The organism is Clostridia bacterium (genome assembly GCA_014360065.1).
Classification (GTDB): Bacteria; Bacillota; DSM-521; order Neomoorellales; family JACIYF01; genus JACIYF01.
On the sequence record JACIYF010000024.1, the window covers coordinates 15,103 to 30,538 of the forward strand.

The window sequence follows — 15,436 nt, forward strand, 5'->3', positions numbered from 1 at the left end:
GTCGATCAGCTGGGCCGGCTCAACCGCATATACCTGGCGCACCCGATCGAGATCATATACGTCTACCTCGCTGATGCCCTTACGGGTGATAAGACAACGGGTTTGAGGGGAGACCAGCTGCAGGGCATCCCGGTCGCCGGTGAGAATAATATTTTGCCAACCGCGGGCCTCCGCTTGGGTCACCAGGGTGCCGATCAGGTCGTCGGCCTCATAGCTTTCCAGCTCATAATAGGGGATGCGCATGGCCTCAAGAACTCGCTTGATTAAGTCGAACTGCGGGCGCAGCTCATCCGGGGTTTCCTGGCGGGTGGCCTTGTATTCGGCAAACTGGTGATGGCGGAAAGTTGTCCGCCCCTTGTCAAAGCAGCAAGCCACACAATCCGGCTTTTCTTCCTCCAGTATTTTAAAGAGCATGGTGGTAAAACCATAGGCGGCATTGGTGGTGGTGCCCACTCGGTTGCTAAGAAAGGGTAAGGCATAAAAGGCTCGATAGGCTAGGCTGTTGCCATCAATGACCAAAAACTTCTTGGCTTTATTGTTCAAACCCCATCACATTCCTATCCCTGTTTGGCTTTCTACCGTTAAGTGATCCCCACTGAGCGTTAGATTAGTTCCTAGCTTTTGGCTCAGCCTCCGGGTTTTCTCCAGGATGCGATCAGCATCGGGCCCGGTAGCCAACCTTGGTTGCGACTTGGGCAACACGACCGGCCAGATCTCAGCTTTCCACGTTTTGCCATGATCCCTAAACTTCACCTTGAGAAGAAAGCTTTCCTGGGTCTTTTGCTTTTGGTACTGATCCAGCACAAAATTCCCTAGGCTGTAAGCTATTAGCCCCCCCTTATAGTACTCTACCCCTTGCAAGGTATGGGGGTGGTGGCCAAGGACTAACCGTGCCCCGGCATCGATGATGCGGTGAGCCAAGCGCCGCTGCTCGGCGGTAGGGTAATCGGAATATTCAACTCCCCAGTGCAGGGAGACTACCACTAAGTCGCTGGCATACACCGCCTTGGATACGTCTTCTTCGATCATATCGATCTTAAGCGGAGCTACCCCGCAACGGTCCTCGGTAGCCGCCAAAGTGCGCTTAAACTTTTGGCTCCAGTATATATCAGCCATATCCGAGTAGGCAAGAAAGGCGATCCTTATGCCATTTACTTCCCTGATTACCGGCTGCCTGGCCTCAGCCAGGTTGCAGCCGCCCCCCACCAGGCTAATCCCTTGGGCTTTGACCAAATCAATGGTGTCATAAAAGGCCTGATCTAAATAGTCCAGGCTGTGATTGTTGGCGATAGAGAGCACATCAAAACCCACATCCTTTAATACCGGCCCTACCGCCGGATCGGCCCGAAACCAAATACCCTTGCCGGGAAGGCGGCTACCGCGGTCGGAGATGGGACATTCCAGGTTGCCAAAGGTTAAATCGGCATCCCTCAGCTGTTGACCGATCAGCATAAAGGGATAATCCACGCCGTACTCAGCCATGGCTTTGGCCACCTTACGGGCCAACACCACATCTCCCACTGCTACCAAGCTTAATTGGTCAGCAGGGGGAGGCGGGGCCGAGGAATCGGGGCTCGGACCGGGATTAGAGTCAAGGCTTGAGGACGATAGCCAGGAGGGTAACTTGGCGCCAACGTCGTTGATCCAGCTCCCCAAGGTGGGGAGGAGATTTAGGGAGCCGGCCCAAAAAGCCAAGCCGAAAAGGAGGCTAGCCAGCACTAGCCAGGCCAACAACTTGAGCAAACGGCGGGGGCGTCGAGTTGGGCGCAATTTGGCACCTCGCTTCCTTCGAAGGTAACCTATTACCAACCTGGGGGGCTGGCCCTTGGCTCCGTAACTTTGCCCGGAGCCCCCTAGGGCTTGTATTCACGCTTCAGCACTACTACCAGCTAGCGGCATGGGGTAACAGCTACCCGAATAAATAAAAAGTTCGGTATGCAGGCAGGAACTCCTGCTCGCCGAACTAAAGCCAATTGCCGGGCCCAGAGCCCACAAATCCCTTAGCCCAGCCTAGGAGCCGAACCCAATTCAGGCCTGACCCATAAACTGGCTTGGATTAACTTGTCTTTTGGTCGGCTTGGGGAGCGGTAGGGCCAGAGAGGTAGATCTCCATGCGCACATTATTGACCTGGCTGCACAGGAAATTAAAGTAGCGATACTGAGAAGAGAGCTGGTCCCGCACCTGGAGGAGCTGGTCCTGGATCTCAGCCTGGGCGCTTAAATCTTTGGCCTGCCTCTCTTTGCCGATCAAAATCGCTTCTTCCCGGCGCAATTCTTTCAAGCGCTCATAAGTCTGGGTAAAGGCACCGCTCAAGTCAGTGCGCTGCATTTTGGTATCGGAAATGGCACCAAGGCGGCTGGCCGACACCACCAATTGATCCCATTGGGGGAAGGGAATCGAGATAGCTACTACTGCGGTCTTAAGCTCCCCTCTCTTGCCTTCACTTATCCTCATGTTGCCGCCCTTTTGACTGACTTCACTCCTCAGCGCAGCCAAGCCCTGATCGTAATCATCTACTTCCAAGGCAAAAGCTAACTGCAAGGCTATTTTATGTTCGGGCACAGTCACCCCCACCGGCTTGGGCTCAGGCATACCCACGATTATTCCCCGGTCCGGAACCGGCGACACTGGCGGGTTAACCTCAGGCGAAGATTCTGGCGCGGGTATCAGCGGCAGTTGGTGGACAGGGCCATTGGGGGAGTCAGGGCTTTGGGGAGCCTTGGAATTGTCCAGCGCACCTGGCTTGACTTCCGGCAGCACCTCGGGATTACTAGTCTCGCCGGATCCCTCTCTCCCGCCCGGGCGGGGCTGATTACTGGCTTCGGGGCTGCCCCCGGCGCCGTTGCCCGGCTGCTCATCCCCTCCGCTAAAACCCATCCCCGGGAACCACTTCCACCCTACTAGGTTGTGGTTACGGCTCAAACCGTCGAGGCTACCGGCCAAATCTCCGATTCTATCTCCCAAGCTGGCCAAAAGTCCCAGGGCGTGGTGGCGGGCCCCAACTGCTGGTCCCACCAGGGCGCCGATGAGGAGGCAGGAAGCTAGGGCCAGGGCCAAAGCCCGGCGCGATCCCTGGGTAATTGGCCGACGCCAAAAGGGCTCCTTGGCAGCGTGGATCAGTTTGCGGTGCAAAGTAGAAGGGAAATCGGGAGGCGGAGAAACCGGGGGCAGGGAACGCAGAAGCTCGAGCATTTCAGCCCAATCTTTGAACTCTTGCCGGCAAAGCAAGCAATGGTTCAGGTGCTGTTCCAGCGCCGATTGATCCTCTTCGGCCAGGACCCCATCCAAGTAGGGGGAAAACAGCTCTCGAGCCTCAACGCAGTCCACCCCGCACCCTCCCTTCACCCCTTGGACGAAATCGTGCCTGGTTTTGTTCCCGGAGGTTAAGGATCCGGTCCTTTAGGATTTGCCTGGCCCGACTGAGCCTCGATTTTACCGTCCCCATGGAACATCCTAACCGGGCAGCTATTTCCTCGTAGCTCAGGTTTTCAAACTCGCGCATCACCAGCACTAGCCGGTAATCGGGATTGAGGTGGCAGATTAGATCCTCGATTTCTTGACCCAGCTCCTTTTTTTCATAGATGGCTTCGGGAGACGGGTTTTGGGCCGAGGCCACTTCCGTCTCGGCCTCAAGCGCATAGCCTTCCTTCCCCGGCTGCTCCAAGGGAAGCAACCTCACCTTGGTGCGGCGACGAAGCTCATCCCGGCAGGTGTTGCTGACGATGTGGTAAAGCCAGGTAATAAAAGAACACTCGCCCCGAAACTGGGCGAACTTCCTGAAAGCCTTGATCAGCGCTTCCTGGGCCATATCCTCGGCATCTTCATGGTTGCCCATAAACCGGTAGGCTAGGTTATAAACCTGGGGGATGTACTGCTGGATGAGCTTCTCAAAGGCTTCCACGTTGCCCTTGCGCGCTTTAGCTATCAAGGCATCGTCAGGTATCAAGTGAAAGCCTCCTCCGTAAACCAGTTGCTTCCAGCTAGGATGCGGTTCCTCCGCTCCGCCCAGCCCTCAATTCGGCCAACCACCAAGGGGGCACCGCCCGGTCAGGCATGTGGCTTGGCCACATGGGGCATTCACTAATCTTACCAGGTTGAAATTCGACAGGAAAAACTTTCTTCCTGCTAAAGTCCCCTCCACCCCTCGGGCCGGAATGCCCCTCCAGCAGCAATGACCTGATCTAGACGCTTCAGCAATTCAGCTTGGGCCCGCCCATCCTTTTTTAAGGTGGCTCCCAGAAGGAGATAATTGGAGGCATGGTTGGTACGGAAAATGCAGTTGGTAAGCGATAGACCTGCTATTAACAATCGGAGCTCCCGGGCTATTTCTAAAGGCCCAGGCACCTGAAACTCTCCCCGTTCCACCCGGCGGGCCAAGGGGGTGTCGGGAGGCACCATCAGGGTCAGGGCGCCCAGGTAAGGAGGATCCATTTGGTTTAGGACCTTGGCGGTTTCGCGGGCGTGCTCCTCCCAACGGTCGCGCCCGCCCAGCCCCAGGATAATGGTAACCGAGAGGTCGATGCCGGCCTCCTTGGCCTTTCTGGCCGCCTCCACCATGTCAGCTGGGGTGGCCCCCTTATGCATCTGCCGCAAAATGGCCTCGCTCCCGCTTTCCAAGCCCAAATAGAGCATAGTCAGGCCCGCCTGGCGCAGGGCCCGCAGTTCTTCCGGGGACTTCTTTATAATATCCTTGGGCCCAGCATAAGCCGTAATTCTTTCCATCCAGGGAAAGCGCTGATAAATCTTCGCCATCACCTGAAGCAGGAAATCAGAATCAGCGGCCAAGGCATCGCCATCAGCTAGAAATACCCGCCGGAAGCCGTGAGCATAGGGAGCAAACTCTTCCAGATCCTGCTCCACTTCTTCCAGGCTCCTCACCCGAAAGCGCTTGGTGCGGTACATGGTGCAGAAGGAACAAGCGTTGTGGGAGCAGCCAATGGTAGCTTGTATAATCAGGCTTTCCGCCTCGCTGGGCGGCCGCCATAAAGGCATATCATAACCCATGCTTAACCCTCCCCGCTCAGATTTTTATAGCTTAAAGCATAGCACAAGTACGAATGCTCCTCAAAGCTCTGCCTGCGGTTGGCTATTCATGCGGCTACCAATAATGCTAAAATGGTTGCATGGGCGGTCCGGCTGGGAGGAAGCTGGTTCCTTGAGGAGAGGAGGAGAAGGTAATGGCTGCAGGAACTTTAAGTACCCGGATCACCGAGATGCTAGGCATCCGCTATCCCATCATCCAGGGCGGCATGCAGTGGCTTTCTAACGCCCGCTTCGCCGCCGAGGTGTCCAACGCCGGCGGCTTGGGCATGATTACGGCCGCCAGCCATGCTAGCCGGGAGAGCCTAAGAAACGAGATCCGGGCCGCCAAGGATCTCACCGATAAACCCTTTGGAGTCAACATTTCCATGCTCCCGGAGATCACCTCGGGCGACATGACCTGGGATTACGTGGAGACAGTGATAGAAGAGCAGGTGCCGGTAGTGGAAACTTCCGGACGCAGCCCGGAACCTTATATCGGCGCCTTGCGCCAAGCCGGCATCAGGGTCATCCACAAGGTGCCAGCGGTGCGCTATGCCAAAAAAGCAGAAGCTTTAGGGGTAGATGCGGTGACCATCGTGGGCTTCGAGTGCGGCGGCCATCCTGGCATGGATGATGTAACCACCCTGATCTTGGTGCCGCGGGCCGCCGAGTCCCTTTCCATCCCGGTCATCGCCGGAGGAGGGATAGCCGATGCCCGGGGGCTAGTGGCCGCCCTAGCCTTGGGTGCCGAAGGGGTGGTGATGGGTACCCGCTTCGTGGCCACCAAGGAGTGCATCGCCCACCCCCATTTCAAAGAATGGATGGTCAAGGCCCAGGAAACCGACACCATCATGATCCTCCGTTCCATCAGAAACGCCATGCGAGTGGCCAAGAACGCCGCCGCCCAGAGGGCACTGGAAATGGAAGAGCAGGGCGCCTCTTTGCCAGAGCTGTTAACCGTAGTGGGTGGACAAATCGGCCGGAAGGCCTTGTTTGAGGGTGATCTGGAAGGCGGCACCTTTGCCATCGGTCAAGCCATCGGGCTCATCCATGAAATTAAGTCGGTAAGGGAAGTAATCGAGGACATGGTGCAAGAGGCCGAAGTAATTTACCGGCGCTTGGGTCAGTGCTTGGCTTGACCTGGTAATTAGATTAGGAACTTGGGGGCCAGATGCCGCAACCAATCAAGAGGGGAGGAAAAAGCCTCATTATGGCGTTAAATGCCGGTCCTCTTCGAGCCGCCTTGAGCTTCCTTGTCCGCATACATCCTGGCATCAGCCACTGCAAGCAGCGTATTTAAGTCTTTTCCGTCCGCCGGAAACCGCGCCAGCCCCACCGATAGGCTCAAGGGTATCTCCAGGCCGGAAAAGCGTATCGCTTTCAGATGTTTCTCGAGCCGGGCCCGGAGAGTTTCCAGGCGCGGCCCTTTGTCCGGGAAGAGAATGACAAATTCGTCGCCCCCGTAGCGGCTCACCAGGTCCCCCTCCCGGACGCTTTTCTGGATGGCCTGCGCTGCCCATTTCAGCGCTTCGTCCCCGCACTGGTGCCCCGAGGTGTCATTGATTTCCTTCATTTTGTCCAGGTCTAGAATGGCCAGCGCCGGATTGCACTTCCCTTCCTGGGCCTCCTTCAGCGCTCGCTCCGCTTTGGCGAAAAAGGCCCGCCGGTTGTACAGCCCAGTAAGCGGGTCGCTCTCAGCTTCGCGCCGGTACTGGCGCGAGTCCCGGGCCAGTTTCACAACCATCAGAAGCAACGAGTAAAGAACCAAAGCAGTACCGATGTTGGAAAGAATAAGTTCACTCACTATTCTTTTCAGCAAAGGAGAGAGACGAAAAAACTCCCCCAGAAGGTCCAAGGAGATACCGGCTAGCACTAACGGCAGGCCGATTAAAAGCAGAACCCCGCTTGCTCTGACTTTCAGTTGAGAAGTACGGATAAGCCGTGCCAGCCAGACGAGTGCCAGAAGGTAAATAAGACCCTTGCTCCCCTTGCAGATCACGCGCAGCCAGTCAACGAGGTAGACTCTTTCCAGGCTCATCCCCTCTTACCCTGCTGCCCTATTGGCGGCTACGGCTTTTCTAAAAGCCACCAATTACTGGCGCAGGCGTATGTACTTTCCCGGCAACACACGCCCAAAGCATTGACGGGACCCGGCGGGTTAAAGGCGCATAACTTTGTGGTTCTGTGAAGCCTCGTTCCCAATGCGGCTATTAGATGTCCATCTCCGCAGTAACTTCGCTTGAGCGTAACACTGCACCGTTGATTAGGGAACCGAGGGTTCGGACCGCGGAATAAGCCTCAGAGTGCTATGAGTCAGAAACCCGTTGCTGGGTTGGCGCACTCGGGCCTTTTTCTTCCCAGGTCTCTTTAAGGGAAGCTTCAGCGTAGGCAAAAAGCTCCTCCCCGTCTTTCCCGTTGTCGGGGTAGACCGCAATTCCGTAGCTCCACGTCCCGGGGAGGAGACCCTCCTGTTTTGTTATTACCACCTGTGCGCCTTCTTTCCCTGTAAGTGGGAGAACCAGCGCCAGCGTGTTGCTGCTGAGCTCTATGACGGTGTCTATTTCGCGCAAGTGCCGCCGCGCCTGCCTGGCACATTCGCCTATTTTCCCCTTGCCCAACCTTTCAGACCTGGCCAGGACCAGAGCTACCTTCAGTCTGCCCCTTCTCGCCCGGTTGATCTCGTTTCTGAGCACTTTATGGAGCAGCTCCGTAGGGCTAACCTCTCCCCTGGCGCCCGGGCCTATCAGCTTTTCTACACGGCGCACCAGATGCTCTACCGAGTAAGGCTTGCAGAGGTACTCCACCGCTCCCAATTCTACAGCCCGCCTGACCACAGAGACGTTGCTTTCGACCGTCACCACCATGACCGGTACATATCGGTACTCGGGAAGTCCCTTAAGGTTTTCTAGCACAGCCAGGCCGTCCATTCCCGCAAGGCGGATGTCGAGGATGACCAGGTCGTACGGTTCTCCTTTTCCCCTGGCCTTAGCTAGCGCCTCTTGGCCGCTGGCAGCTTCGTCCACCAAATAGCCTTTCTCCTCCAATGCTCTCCTGCACGAAAACCTGGCGAGGGCCGAGTCTTCTACCAGCAAAATGCTCTTTTCCGGGAAGGCTAGCAAGGGTTTTGCCCCCTTCGAGATCGGCTTTCGGTCCCGGAATCTGGCCCGGGGTTTATCAAGCTCTTCTCTCCTGCATGCTTGGAGACAAAGGCCGAACTGAGATACTGCCCCAGCCTCTGGGGTTTCGGGGCTGCCGCATCGATATCTCTCCGGCTCAGCCAGTTACGTTATCCGTATTCGACACAAGCTGCCAGTTTCCTCCAAGGTAACGCACCTTGAGCGTACGGGATGGTCAGCTGACATGAATGTCCCCGGGCTCCAGCGTGGCCATTGATATGTTCACGATTACCGTTTTGACTACTCCCGCCTCACCATGCCCCAGAGCTTCAAGAAGTTCTTGCGCTTGACAGCAGTTTATATCAGGTGGCTGAGAAACTGTTCTTACCTCCCATACCGGGAAGCATATCGATACACGGTGATCAAATTGGCAGCTCGGACGCCATCATCCAGGATGCCGGCCGAGCTCCCAAAGATGTAGCCTCCGCCCCGGCCGGCCATGCTTAGAAGCCCCCGTACCTGGTCCTCAAGCTCCTCGGCCCGGCGGGGGCTGGCCAGCCATTGGTAATCCAAATTGCCCATTAAACAGATCCTCCGGCCATACTCGGCCCAAAGCTGGCCCAAATCCATACCCGCCGATGCCTCCAAACCGTGAAGGCCAGAAAAGCCTGCCTCCACCAGGTCCGGGAGAATAGCCCGAATATCGCCATCACTATGAAAAAAGATGGGTAAGCTGGGATCGTCCCTGCGAAGCTCTTCCACCATGAACCTGAGCCAAGGCCAAAATACCTCCCGCCAAAGGGCGGGGCGGATATAGGTACCGGAATTGTAAGCCACATCGTCGCCGATGATTATGCCGTGGACCCCGGCTTCTAAGTACCGTCGGGCCGCTTCCAGCCCCGCCCGGGCGAACTTGGGTACCAACTCGAAAACCGCCTGGTCCCGGGTGGCTACTCTTAAGAGGAAATCCATCAGCTCATAATGCCTGGCAGTGCCCTGAAAAGGACCGTCCACTACTGCCCAGAGGAAAAAGTCAGTATGGGTGCGCCACCATCCTACTTCATCGGGCAAGATGGGGGCCGGTGCCGGCCCGCCGCCAGCCGGGGTCACGAAAGCGAGGAAGTCCATTTCCAAAAGCTCCAGCACCTGAGCCCGCTCCTCCCGGCTCACCGGTGCCCAACGCGCCTCCCCTTCTCCCTCCGACCCCTGGTTCAGTCCAGCCGGTAGCAAGGGTCCGCCTTCTTTCTCCATCCTCGGCTCCACCCCCAGCTCCTGCTGTAAGGCTCGAATTAGGCCGTCGGTGAGCTGCCACTCCCCCTTGGGGACCCGATCAACTGGCTCGTGATTAATAGCTTTGAACACTCGCTGGGCCCTGGTCACGCCAACCATCCTCTTTTATCAACTGCTCTGGACGGAAATGAAAGCTCAGAAATGAAGGTATCGTTGAAGCTGGGCACCAGCATCAACTCCAGATACTGGTCCTCCCTGGCAATCTGCTCAGCCCGGCGGCGCTCAGCCTGGGAGATTAAAAGCAGCCGAGCCCCGGTACCAGCAGCATTACCCACCTGACGGAAGCGCTCCCGGGGCAAGTCAGGAAGCATGCCAATGGCGATGGCGCTCTCCAAGCGGAGGTGGGTGCCAAAGGCTCCAGCTACAATTACCTTGCTTATGCTATCCGGGCCTAAGCCTGCCGCCTCCAACAAAAGCTTGGTCCCGGCAGCAATAGCCGCTTTGGCCAACTGAATTTCATTGATGTCCTTTTGGGTGATGACCAGGTCGTGGCCGGTACCGCTCTCCTCCCGCGGAACCAGCACAAATTCCCAAGGTTCACCAGAGCTGGGCCGTCGCACCCGGGGATGGTCGGGCCGGAGCCGGCCCCTACCATCGACGACGCCGTGGCGATAAAACTCCGCCACCGCATCAAGGATGCCTGAGCCGCAAATGCCCAGTGGCGGGGCATTTCCCACCGTCCAATAATTGACTTTTATGCCAGCTTCGGCCAGCTCCACCTTCTCGATGGCGCCTGTCACCGCCCGCATACCATAACGAATATGGGCTCCCTCAAAGGCAGGGCCAGAAGCGCAGGAGCAGGACATCATCTGGCCCCTCCAAGCCAAGACGATTTCAGTATTGGTGCCGATGTCCAGGCCCAAAACCACCGGATCCGAGCTTGACTTGCCTATCCGGCTCCCTAGCACCATGGCCACATGATCGGCCCCCACAAACCCGGCCACATTGGGGGCCAGGTAGACATAGGCCCCGGGGGCCAGCTTAAGCCCCAGCTCCCTAGCCTTCACCTCCACCGGCGCGCTCACCGAGGGCACATAGGGGGCCCGAGCTAGTTGCGCCACTGGCAGGCCCAGCAACAAGTGGTGCATGGCGGTATTGCCCACGATGACTGCTTCGGCGATGTCGGCCCGAGAAAGGCTGATGCCAGCTCCAAGCTGAGTCTTAGCTTCCTGCAGGAGATCATCCACTAGGCTATTTAACCCGGTAATTATGGCTTGGCGAATCTCGTGATATTTTTCCGCTCCCTCCAAGGCGTAGGCCAAGCGGGCCATCACGTCTTCCCCATAGGCAATCTGGGGATTCATGATACCAGAAGCCGCAAGAGTTTGGCCCGTCTCCATGTCCACCAAAAAGCCCGCTACCTTGGTGGTGCCTAAATCCACCGCCAATCCCAGCACTGGAGCCGCATCAGCTGAACCGGGCAGCTTCACCCCCACGAGCTCACCCTGGCGGACCAGGGCCCACCCGGGCCCGTCCGCGGCCAAAGGTTCAATATTAGCCATAGCCACCAGGTCGATTCTAGGCTCTTCCAGGGCCTGCCTCACCTGCTCCAGCACTGGCACCGGGTATTCCAAGGTGGTTTTGATAAATTCCATTGGGTAACGGCGCAAAGGCGGGTCCAGCTCCACCTCCACCGCTTCCCCTTCCACCTGCAGCTTCTGAACCCCGGTTAGCGACTCCGGGGGTATGGCCACCTTGATGCGCCCAGGGCCGGCAACGGTCGCCTGACAAGCCAGCCGATAGCCCTGCTCCAGCTCTTTTGGGCTGAGCAACCGGCGCTCACTATCGTTGGGCGGTGAAAGCCGTGCCCGGCCCTCCTCCACCGCCCCGGCAGCACCTGCCGACTGGTTTTTCCCATCCTCCTCTACCCGGACCCGGCAGCGGCCACACCGGCCCCTGCCCCCACAAGGGGCGGTCACCCCGCCAGTTCCTAGCCCCAAGCCTAAATCCCGGACTACCTCGAGCAAGCTTTGCCCGATTTTGGCCTCCACCCTCCGGCCTACTGGCTCCAAATCAACTGTCACAGTCGCTTTCTCCGTCATCTTGACGCCACCTCTCCCCCACCTGGCCAAGCTGTAGCTGGCCGCCGGCCGGAACGTTTGGGCACCGGTTGCCCTAACATCCAGCTCTTTAACGGGCAGATTGAGACTATTGGTAATGCTCGCTATAGTAATACTATAACTTTGGTGCCAATTCCTTTTCTGCTCCCGATTCTGTCTCCCTGGCCCCCGTCGGCCATCGGCCAGCTTTGCCTTGCACCTTAGGTGAGCAAAGAACACCGGGTAACTCCGGGCTTGGCTCTTGGCGGATAAATACTTTCTGCTGAAATAGGTCTCAAAAGCTTCTCGTTCGGACAGGTGGCAATCGCATTGGCAAGACTAAGGCTGCCGGAAACTGCATGGGTGCCGGTGCTGCTTTGCCTCCCTACTTGCGGAGCCTCAAAGCTAGCTGCCTCTCCTCTCTTCATTCACCCAATGAACCAGGCTTCTCTGTTCACCCGTCTCGGGGCCGGAGCCAGCGGCATGCACTGTTTTGGAGGCCTGATCCAGCTCCATTCCCAGGGCAATGAGGGCGGACATGGCCAAAGTCCCGGTGCGCCCGATGCCGGCACCGCAATGGATGAGGATCGATTGGCCGGATTTTAAACCATCGGCGATGGAGTGAGCCAATTTCAAGAAACCCTGCCTATCCTCGGGAACACCAAAATCGGGAATGGGAAACTGTTCCCAGGAGTAAGCCTCCCGGAACCGCCCCTCCTGGATGGCGGCCCAGTATTCTGGAGCTTTGCGCTTAATTTCGTCTTCCGACGCTAAGCAGACTATACGTTGAATGCCGCTTGCTACCAAAGCTTTTTCGGCTTCGGCTATCGGTTCAAACCGGCCCGGCATGCGGGAAAGGAAAAGCTTCCCATCTACAAAGTCTGGCAAAGTCACCGGCCGCAACCCAAAGTTCAAAAAGTCGCCCACCAACATCCCTCCGTCAAGAAGTTTCTGCCTGAGCCTCAGGGGCTTGGAACTGCGGGCATACCCGGTCTAGCTTCTGGACCGGAGCTGCAAACAAAAGCACCGAATCGCCAGGCTGCAGTATAGTATCCCCGTGCGGCACCATCATGTGCTGGTCCCGGATCACTGCTACCTAAGCCGCCAATGATGCCCACAGCCAAGGCCAACGTTACCAGAATCAAGCCCTCTTCAATAGGGTGGCCTTCAGCTATGCTCTTTCCGTGAACCACGTGCCAAAAACCTCCTTAAGCGTCCAAGCAATACGGCTGGTCAGAGCTAAATTGTGGCCCTAAATCATAAGTATAGCACTGGCTGCAAATAAGACCCAGCCAAGCCGCCCCCTTAAGGTTTCAAAGTCAAGGCCTATGGGAGCAATTTGAAGCCGCGGGAGCGCCTTTGAAAGAGCAACAACAATAGGCAAATAGACAGGCTATGGGGGCGGAAGGATTCTTGGCAAATAGGTGGAATATAACCCTTATAATAAGAGAGAGGGATTAGCCCCGGCAGGATAGGAGGATGGCAGGGCTAGCTGTTACCGAAAACGCCTGCAATATCTCATCCTCGCAGGACGGCAGGGAGGTAGGTCAAGGTGCCCATCACCGAGATATTGTCCCGCAATGCGCGGATGTACCCCCATGAGACCAGCTTAATTGAGCGCGATCCGGCTATAGGACGCCGGAGGGAAATAACTTGGCTAGAATTTGAAACCATGGCCAACCGGTTGGCTTGGGCCTTGATGGCCCGGGGCGTTAAGCCGGGGGACAGGGTAGCGCTTCTGATGATGAATTGTCTAGAATGGCTCCCAATCTACTTTGGCATTCTTAAGACCGGGGCTTTGGCCGTGCCTTTGAACTTCCGGTTCACTGCCGAAGAGATCAAGAAATGTATCGATACTGCCGAAGCCAAGGTGCTCATTTATGGACCAGAATTCCAGGAGAGAATAGGGCAGATCAGCAGCCAACTGCCCAGCCTGGAGTGCATGATTTTTGTAGGGGAAAGCCCGGATGGCCCTGCCGAAGCCTTCTTTGAAGTAATAGAACGAGCTCCCAGTCACGACCTGGGCATAGCTATTCGGGATGAGGATGATGCTGCCCTTTACTTTACTTCCGGGACTACTGGGACCCCGAAACCGATCATCTTGACCCACGCCAACCTGGTGTCGGCTTGTATAACCGAAAACCGCCACCATCTCCAACAGCATGATGACAATTTCCTCTGCATCCCCCCGCTCTACCACACTGGGGCTAAGATGCACTGGTTCGGAAGCTTGCTGGTGGGCTCAAGAGCAGTGATCCTCCGCGGCGTAACCCCCCAGTGGATCTTGGAAGCGGTATCGGAAGAAAAGGCTACCATCGTCTGGCTCCTGGTTCCCTGGGCTCAAGATATCTTGGATGCCATTGAAAGTGGAGAGGTGGACCTTTCCGACTATGAGCTAGAACAATGGTGGCTGATGCATATCGGCGCTCAGCCCGTGCCTCCTAGCCTCATCCATAGGTGGAAGCAATACTTCCCGCGCCAGATGTACGATACCAATTATGGCCTGAGCGAGTCCACCGGGCCGGGGTGCGTCCACCTGGGCATTGAAAACATTCACAAGGTCGGAGCCATCGGCCTACCCGGCTTCAACTGGCAAGCTTTGATCGTGGATGATCATGGCCGCCCCGTCCCCCAGGGCCAGGTAGGAGAACTGATCGTTAAGGGCCCAGGAGTTATGAGAGGTTATTACAAGAATCCGGAAGCCACCCGCAATGCCCTCAAAGATGGCTGGCTCTACACCGGCGACATGGCCCGGCAGGATGAAGATGGCTTCATTTATCTGGTGGACCGCAAGAAAGATCTGGTCATAACCGGCGGAGAAAACATCTTCCCGGTAGAGATCGAGGACTTCCTCCGCGCCCACGAAGCCATCAAGGATGCGGCCGTAATTGGCATGCCCGACCGGCGCCTAGGGGAAATCCCGGTGGCAATTGTGGAAGTCAAGCCCGGAAGGCACCTTACCGAGGCCATGGTGCTGGCCTACTGCCAGGCCTTGCCCAGGTATAAGCGGCCGCGGCGGGTTTTCTTCGACCGGGTTCCCAGGAACCCCACCGGCAAGATCGAAAAGCCCAAACTGCGGGAGCGCTATTGCGGCGGAGGGGAAAGGCCAACGCTGGCTAGGGCTGGGGTTGTCTAGGCCAATCGGTGCTGCCCGAAGGTAGCGAGGCAGTTGATTTCAGGGAGCGCTTCCGGCTGGTCACGGTAAGCCCGGGGGCGGCGAAAGCTGCCGCCCAGGCCTTGCTCCCTGTAGCGGAAAAGCTCCGCCCGGGGGTCCCGGGCCGACCTGGAAGTGGCCTATGCCATCCACTCCCACCTCATAGCTTCCGGGGCGGTGAAGGTCTATGATTCTTCCTTCTTTTTTGGCGAGGTCCATTACTGCCTGATCACTTATTTCAGTTAGCCCTAACTCCTTAATATCCTTAACATCAAAATTGTGGGAACGAAGGATGTGTAGCGTAGAAGGGAAAACGTTCTCGTCGGCTAGAAACTTAAGCATTGCCGGCCGGTCCATAAGATTCTTCCGTTTCTCCTACCCGGCACAGCTTGGCAGCATAGCGAATGCATTCTTTGATATCTTCCATAGTCAAATGCGGGTAAAGCTTAATGATTTCTTCACCAAATAGACCGGTATTCTGGTTCCCTTGATTACTGGCTTTCCGCCTAAAATTTCCGGATTGCATGCCACCCGTTCCACTTTCAATTACCCCAATTTCTGGGTCCTTCTTTGTCTTAGACTGTTTTTGTGTAGGCGCCAATCTGGCTTGGGCTCTGGGCTGGCGTCGGCATTCCCGACCAGTTTCATGCTGCTCGTCGAGGCTCCCTGCAGTGTCCCTTGTTTTCTCCCACCCGCCAGCGGCGAAGTGGCGTCACCGAACCCCCCGTCCTGGCCGGTTGATTACAGCTTTAACGGTTATGTCCACAGGGACAGTTGGGAAAATTTCCGGCCAGTACTGGCCAATCTTTTCCCA

General features: G+C 56.9%; 13 protein-coding genes and 2 pseudogenes (1 of these 15 cut by a window edge). 2 read left to right on the top strand and 13 right to left on the bottom strand.

The window, feature by feature from the left end; genetic code table 11:
- The 5 genes and pseudogenes from polA to H5U02_05685 form a co-directional block, all read right to left on the bottom strand.
- Positions 1-519: pseudogene (gene polA / locus H5U02_05665) on the bottom strand (DNA polymerase I); it reaches 2,153 nt to the left of the window's first position.
- A gap of 30 nt (positions 520-549) precedes the next feature.
- A complete protein-coding gene (locus H5U02_05670; protein MBC7341919.1) occupies positions 550-1,770 on the bottom strand; it encodes a CapA family protein in 1,221 nt (406 codons plus the stop codon).
- Between the two features lie 286 nt (positions 1,771-2,056).
- Positions 2,057-3,328 (bottom strand): DUF4349 domain-containing protein, encoded by a 1,272-nt coding sequence (locus H5U02_05675; protein ID MBC7341920.1) that lies wholly within the window; start codon positions 3,326-3,328, stop codon positions 2,057-2,059.
- Complete coding sequence (locus tag H5U02_05680) at positions 3,315-3,947, bottom strand: sigma-70 family RNA polymerase sigma factor (protein MBC7341921.1); 633 nt, start codon at positions 3,945-3,947, stop codon at positions 3,315-3,317. The genes H5U02_05675 and H5U02_05680 overlap by 14 nt, the downstream gene beginning before the upstream one ends.
- Before the next feature lie 179 nt (positions 3,948-4,126).
- On the bottom strand, positions 4,127-5,005 hold the full coding sequence (locus H5U02_05685; GenBank protein ID MBC7341922.1) for a radical SAM protein: 879 nt from the start codon (positions 5,003-5,005) through the stop codon (positions 4,127-4,129).
- A 173-nt stretch (positions 5,006-5,178) separates the two neighbouring features.
- Between H5U02_05685 and H5U02_05690 the strand changes: the two genes are divergently transcribed.
- On the top strand, positions 5,179-6,162 hold the full coding sequence (locus H5U02_05690; protein MBC7341923.1) for a nitronate monooxygenase: 984 nt from the start codon (positions 5,179-5,181) through the stop codon (positions 6,160-6,162).
- Positions 6,163-6,239: 77 nt separating this feature from the next.
- Here H5U02_05690 and H5U02_05695 read toward each other — a convergent pair whose 3' ends face one another.
- The 6 genes from H5U02_05695 to H5U02_05720 all read right to left on the bottom strand — a co-directional run bounded on the left by H5U02_05695 (position 6,240) and on the right by H5U02_05720 (position 12,558).
- Entirely contained in the window at positions 6,240-7,061 is an 822-nt protein-coding gene (locus H5U02_05695; protein ID MBC7341924.1) for a GGDEF domain-containing protein, read from the bottom strand.
- A 268-nt stretch (positions 7,062-7,329) separates the two neighbouring features.
- Positions 7,330-8,142, bottom strand: coding sequence for a response regulator (locus tag H5U02_05700; protein ID MBC7341925.1), 813 nt, complete (start codon positions 8,140-8,142; stop codon positions 7,330-7,332).
- A 381-nt stretch (positions 8,143-8,523) separates the two neighbouring features.
- Positions 8,524-9,519, bottom strand: a complete 996-nt coding sequence (locus H5U02_05705; GenBank protein MBC7341926.1) for a hypothetical protein — start codon at positions 9,517-9,519, stop codon at positions 8,524-8,526.
- Positions 9,516-11,471 carry a DUF4445 domain-containing protein gene (locus H5U02_05710; GenBank protein ID MBC7341927.1) on the bottom strand — a complete coding sequence of 652 codons (1,956 nt, stop codon included), beginning with the start codon at positions 11,469-11,471 and terminating at the stop codon, positions 9,516-9,518. Before H5U02_05710 ends, H5U02_05705 begins: the two co-directional genes overlap by 4 nt.
- A gap of 402 nt (positions 11,472-11,873) precedes the next feature.
- On the bottom strand, positions 11,874-12,395 hold the full coding sequence (locus tag H5U02_05715; protein ID MBC7341928.1) for a tyrosine-protein phosphatase: 522 nt from the start codon (positions 12,393-12,395) through the stop codon (positions 11,874-11,876).
- 13 nt (positions 12,396-12,408) lie between these two features.
- Positions 12,409-12,558 carry a hypothetical protein gene (locus H5U02_05720; GenBank protein MBC7341929.1) on the bottom strand — a complete coding sequence of 50 codons (150 nt, stop codon included), beginning with the start codon at positions 12,556-12,558 and terminating at the stop codon, positions 12,409-12,411.
- A gap of 462 nt (positions 12,559-13,020) precedes the next feature.
- Between H5U02_05720 and H5U02_05725 the strand changes: the two genes are divergently transcribed.
- Positions 13,021-14,604 (top strand): AMP-binding protein, encoded by a 1,584-nt coding sequence (locus H5U02_05725; protein ID MBC7341930.1) that lies wholly within the window; start codon positions 13,021-13,023, stop codon positions 14,602-14,604.
- Positions 14,605-14,664: 60 nt separating this feature from the next.
- Here H5U02_05725 and H5U02_05730 read toward each other — a convergent pair whose 3' ends face one another.
- Together H5U02_05730 and H5U02_05735 are read right to left on the bottom strand one after the other, a co-directional pair.
- Complete coding sequence (locus H5U02_05730) at positions 14,665-14,979, bottom strand: DUF5615 family PIN-like protein (GenBank protein MBC7341931.1); 315 nt, start codon at positions 14,977-14,979, stop codon at positions 14,665-14,667.
- Positions 14,957-15,168, bottom strand: a pseudogene (locus H5U02_05735) (DUF433 domain-containing protein). The gene H5U02_05730 and the pseudogene H5U02_05735 overlap by 23 nt, the downstream one beginning before the upstream one ends.
- Between the last annotated feature and the right edge of the window lie 268 nt (positions 15,169-15,436).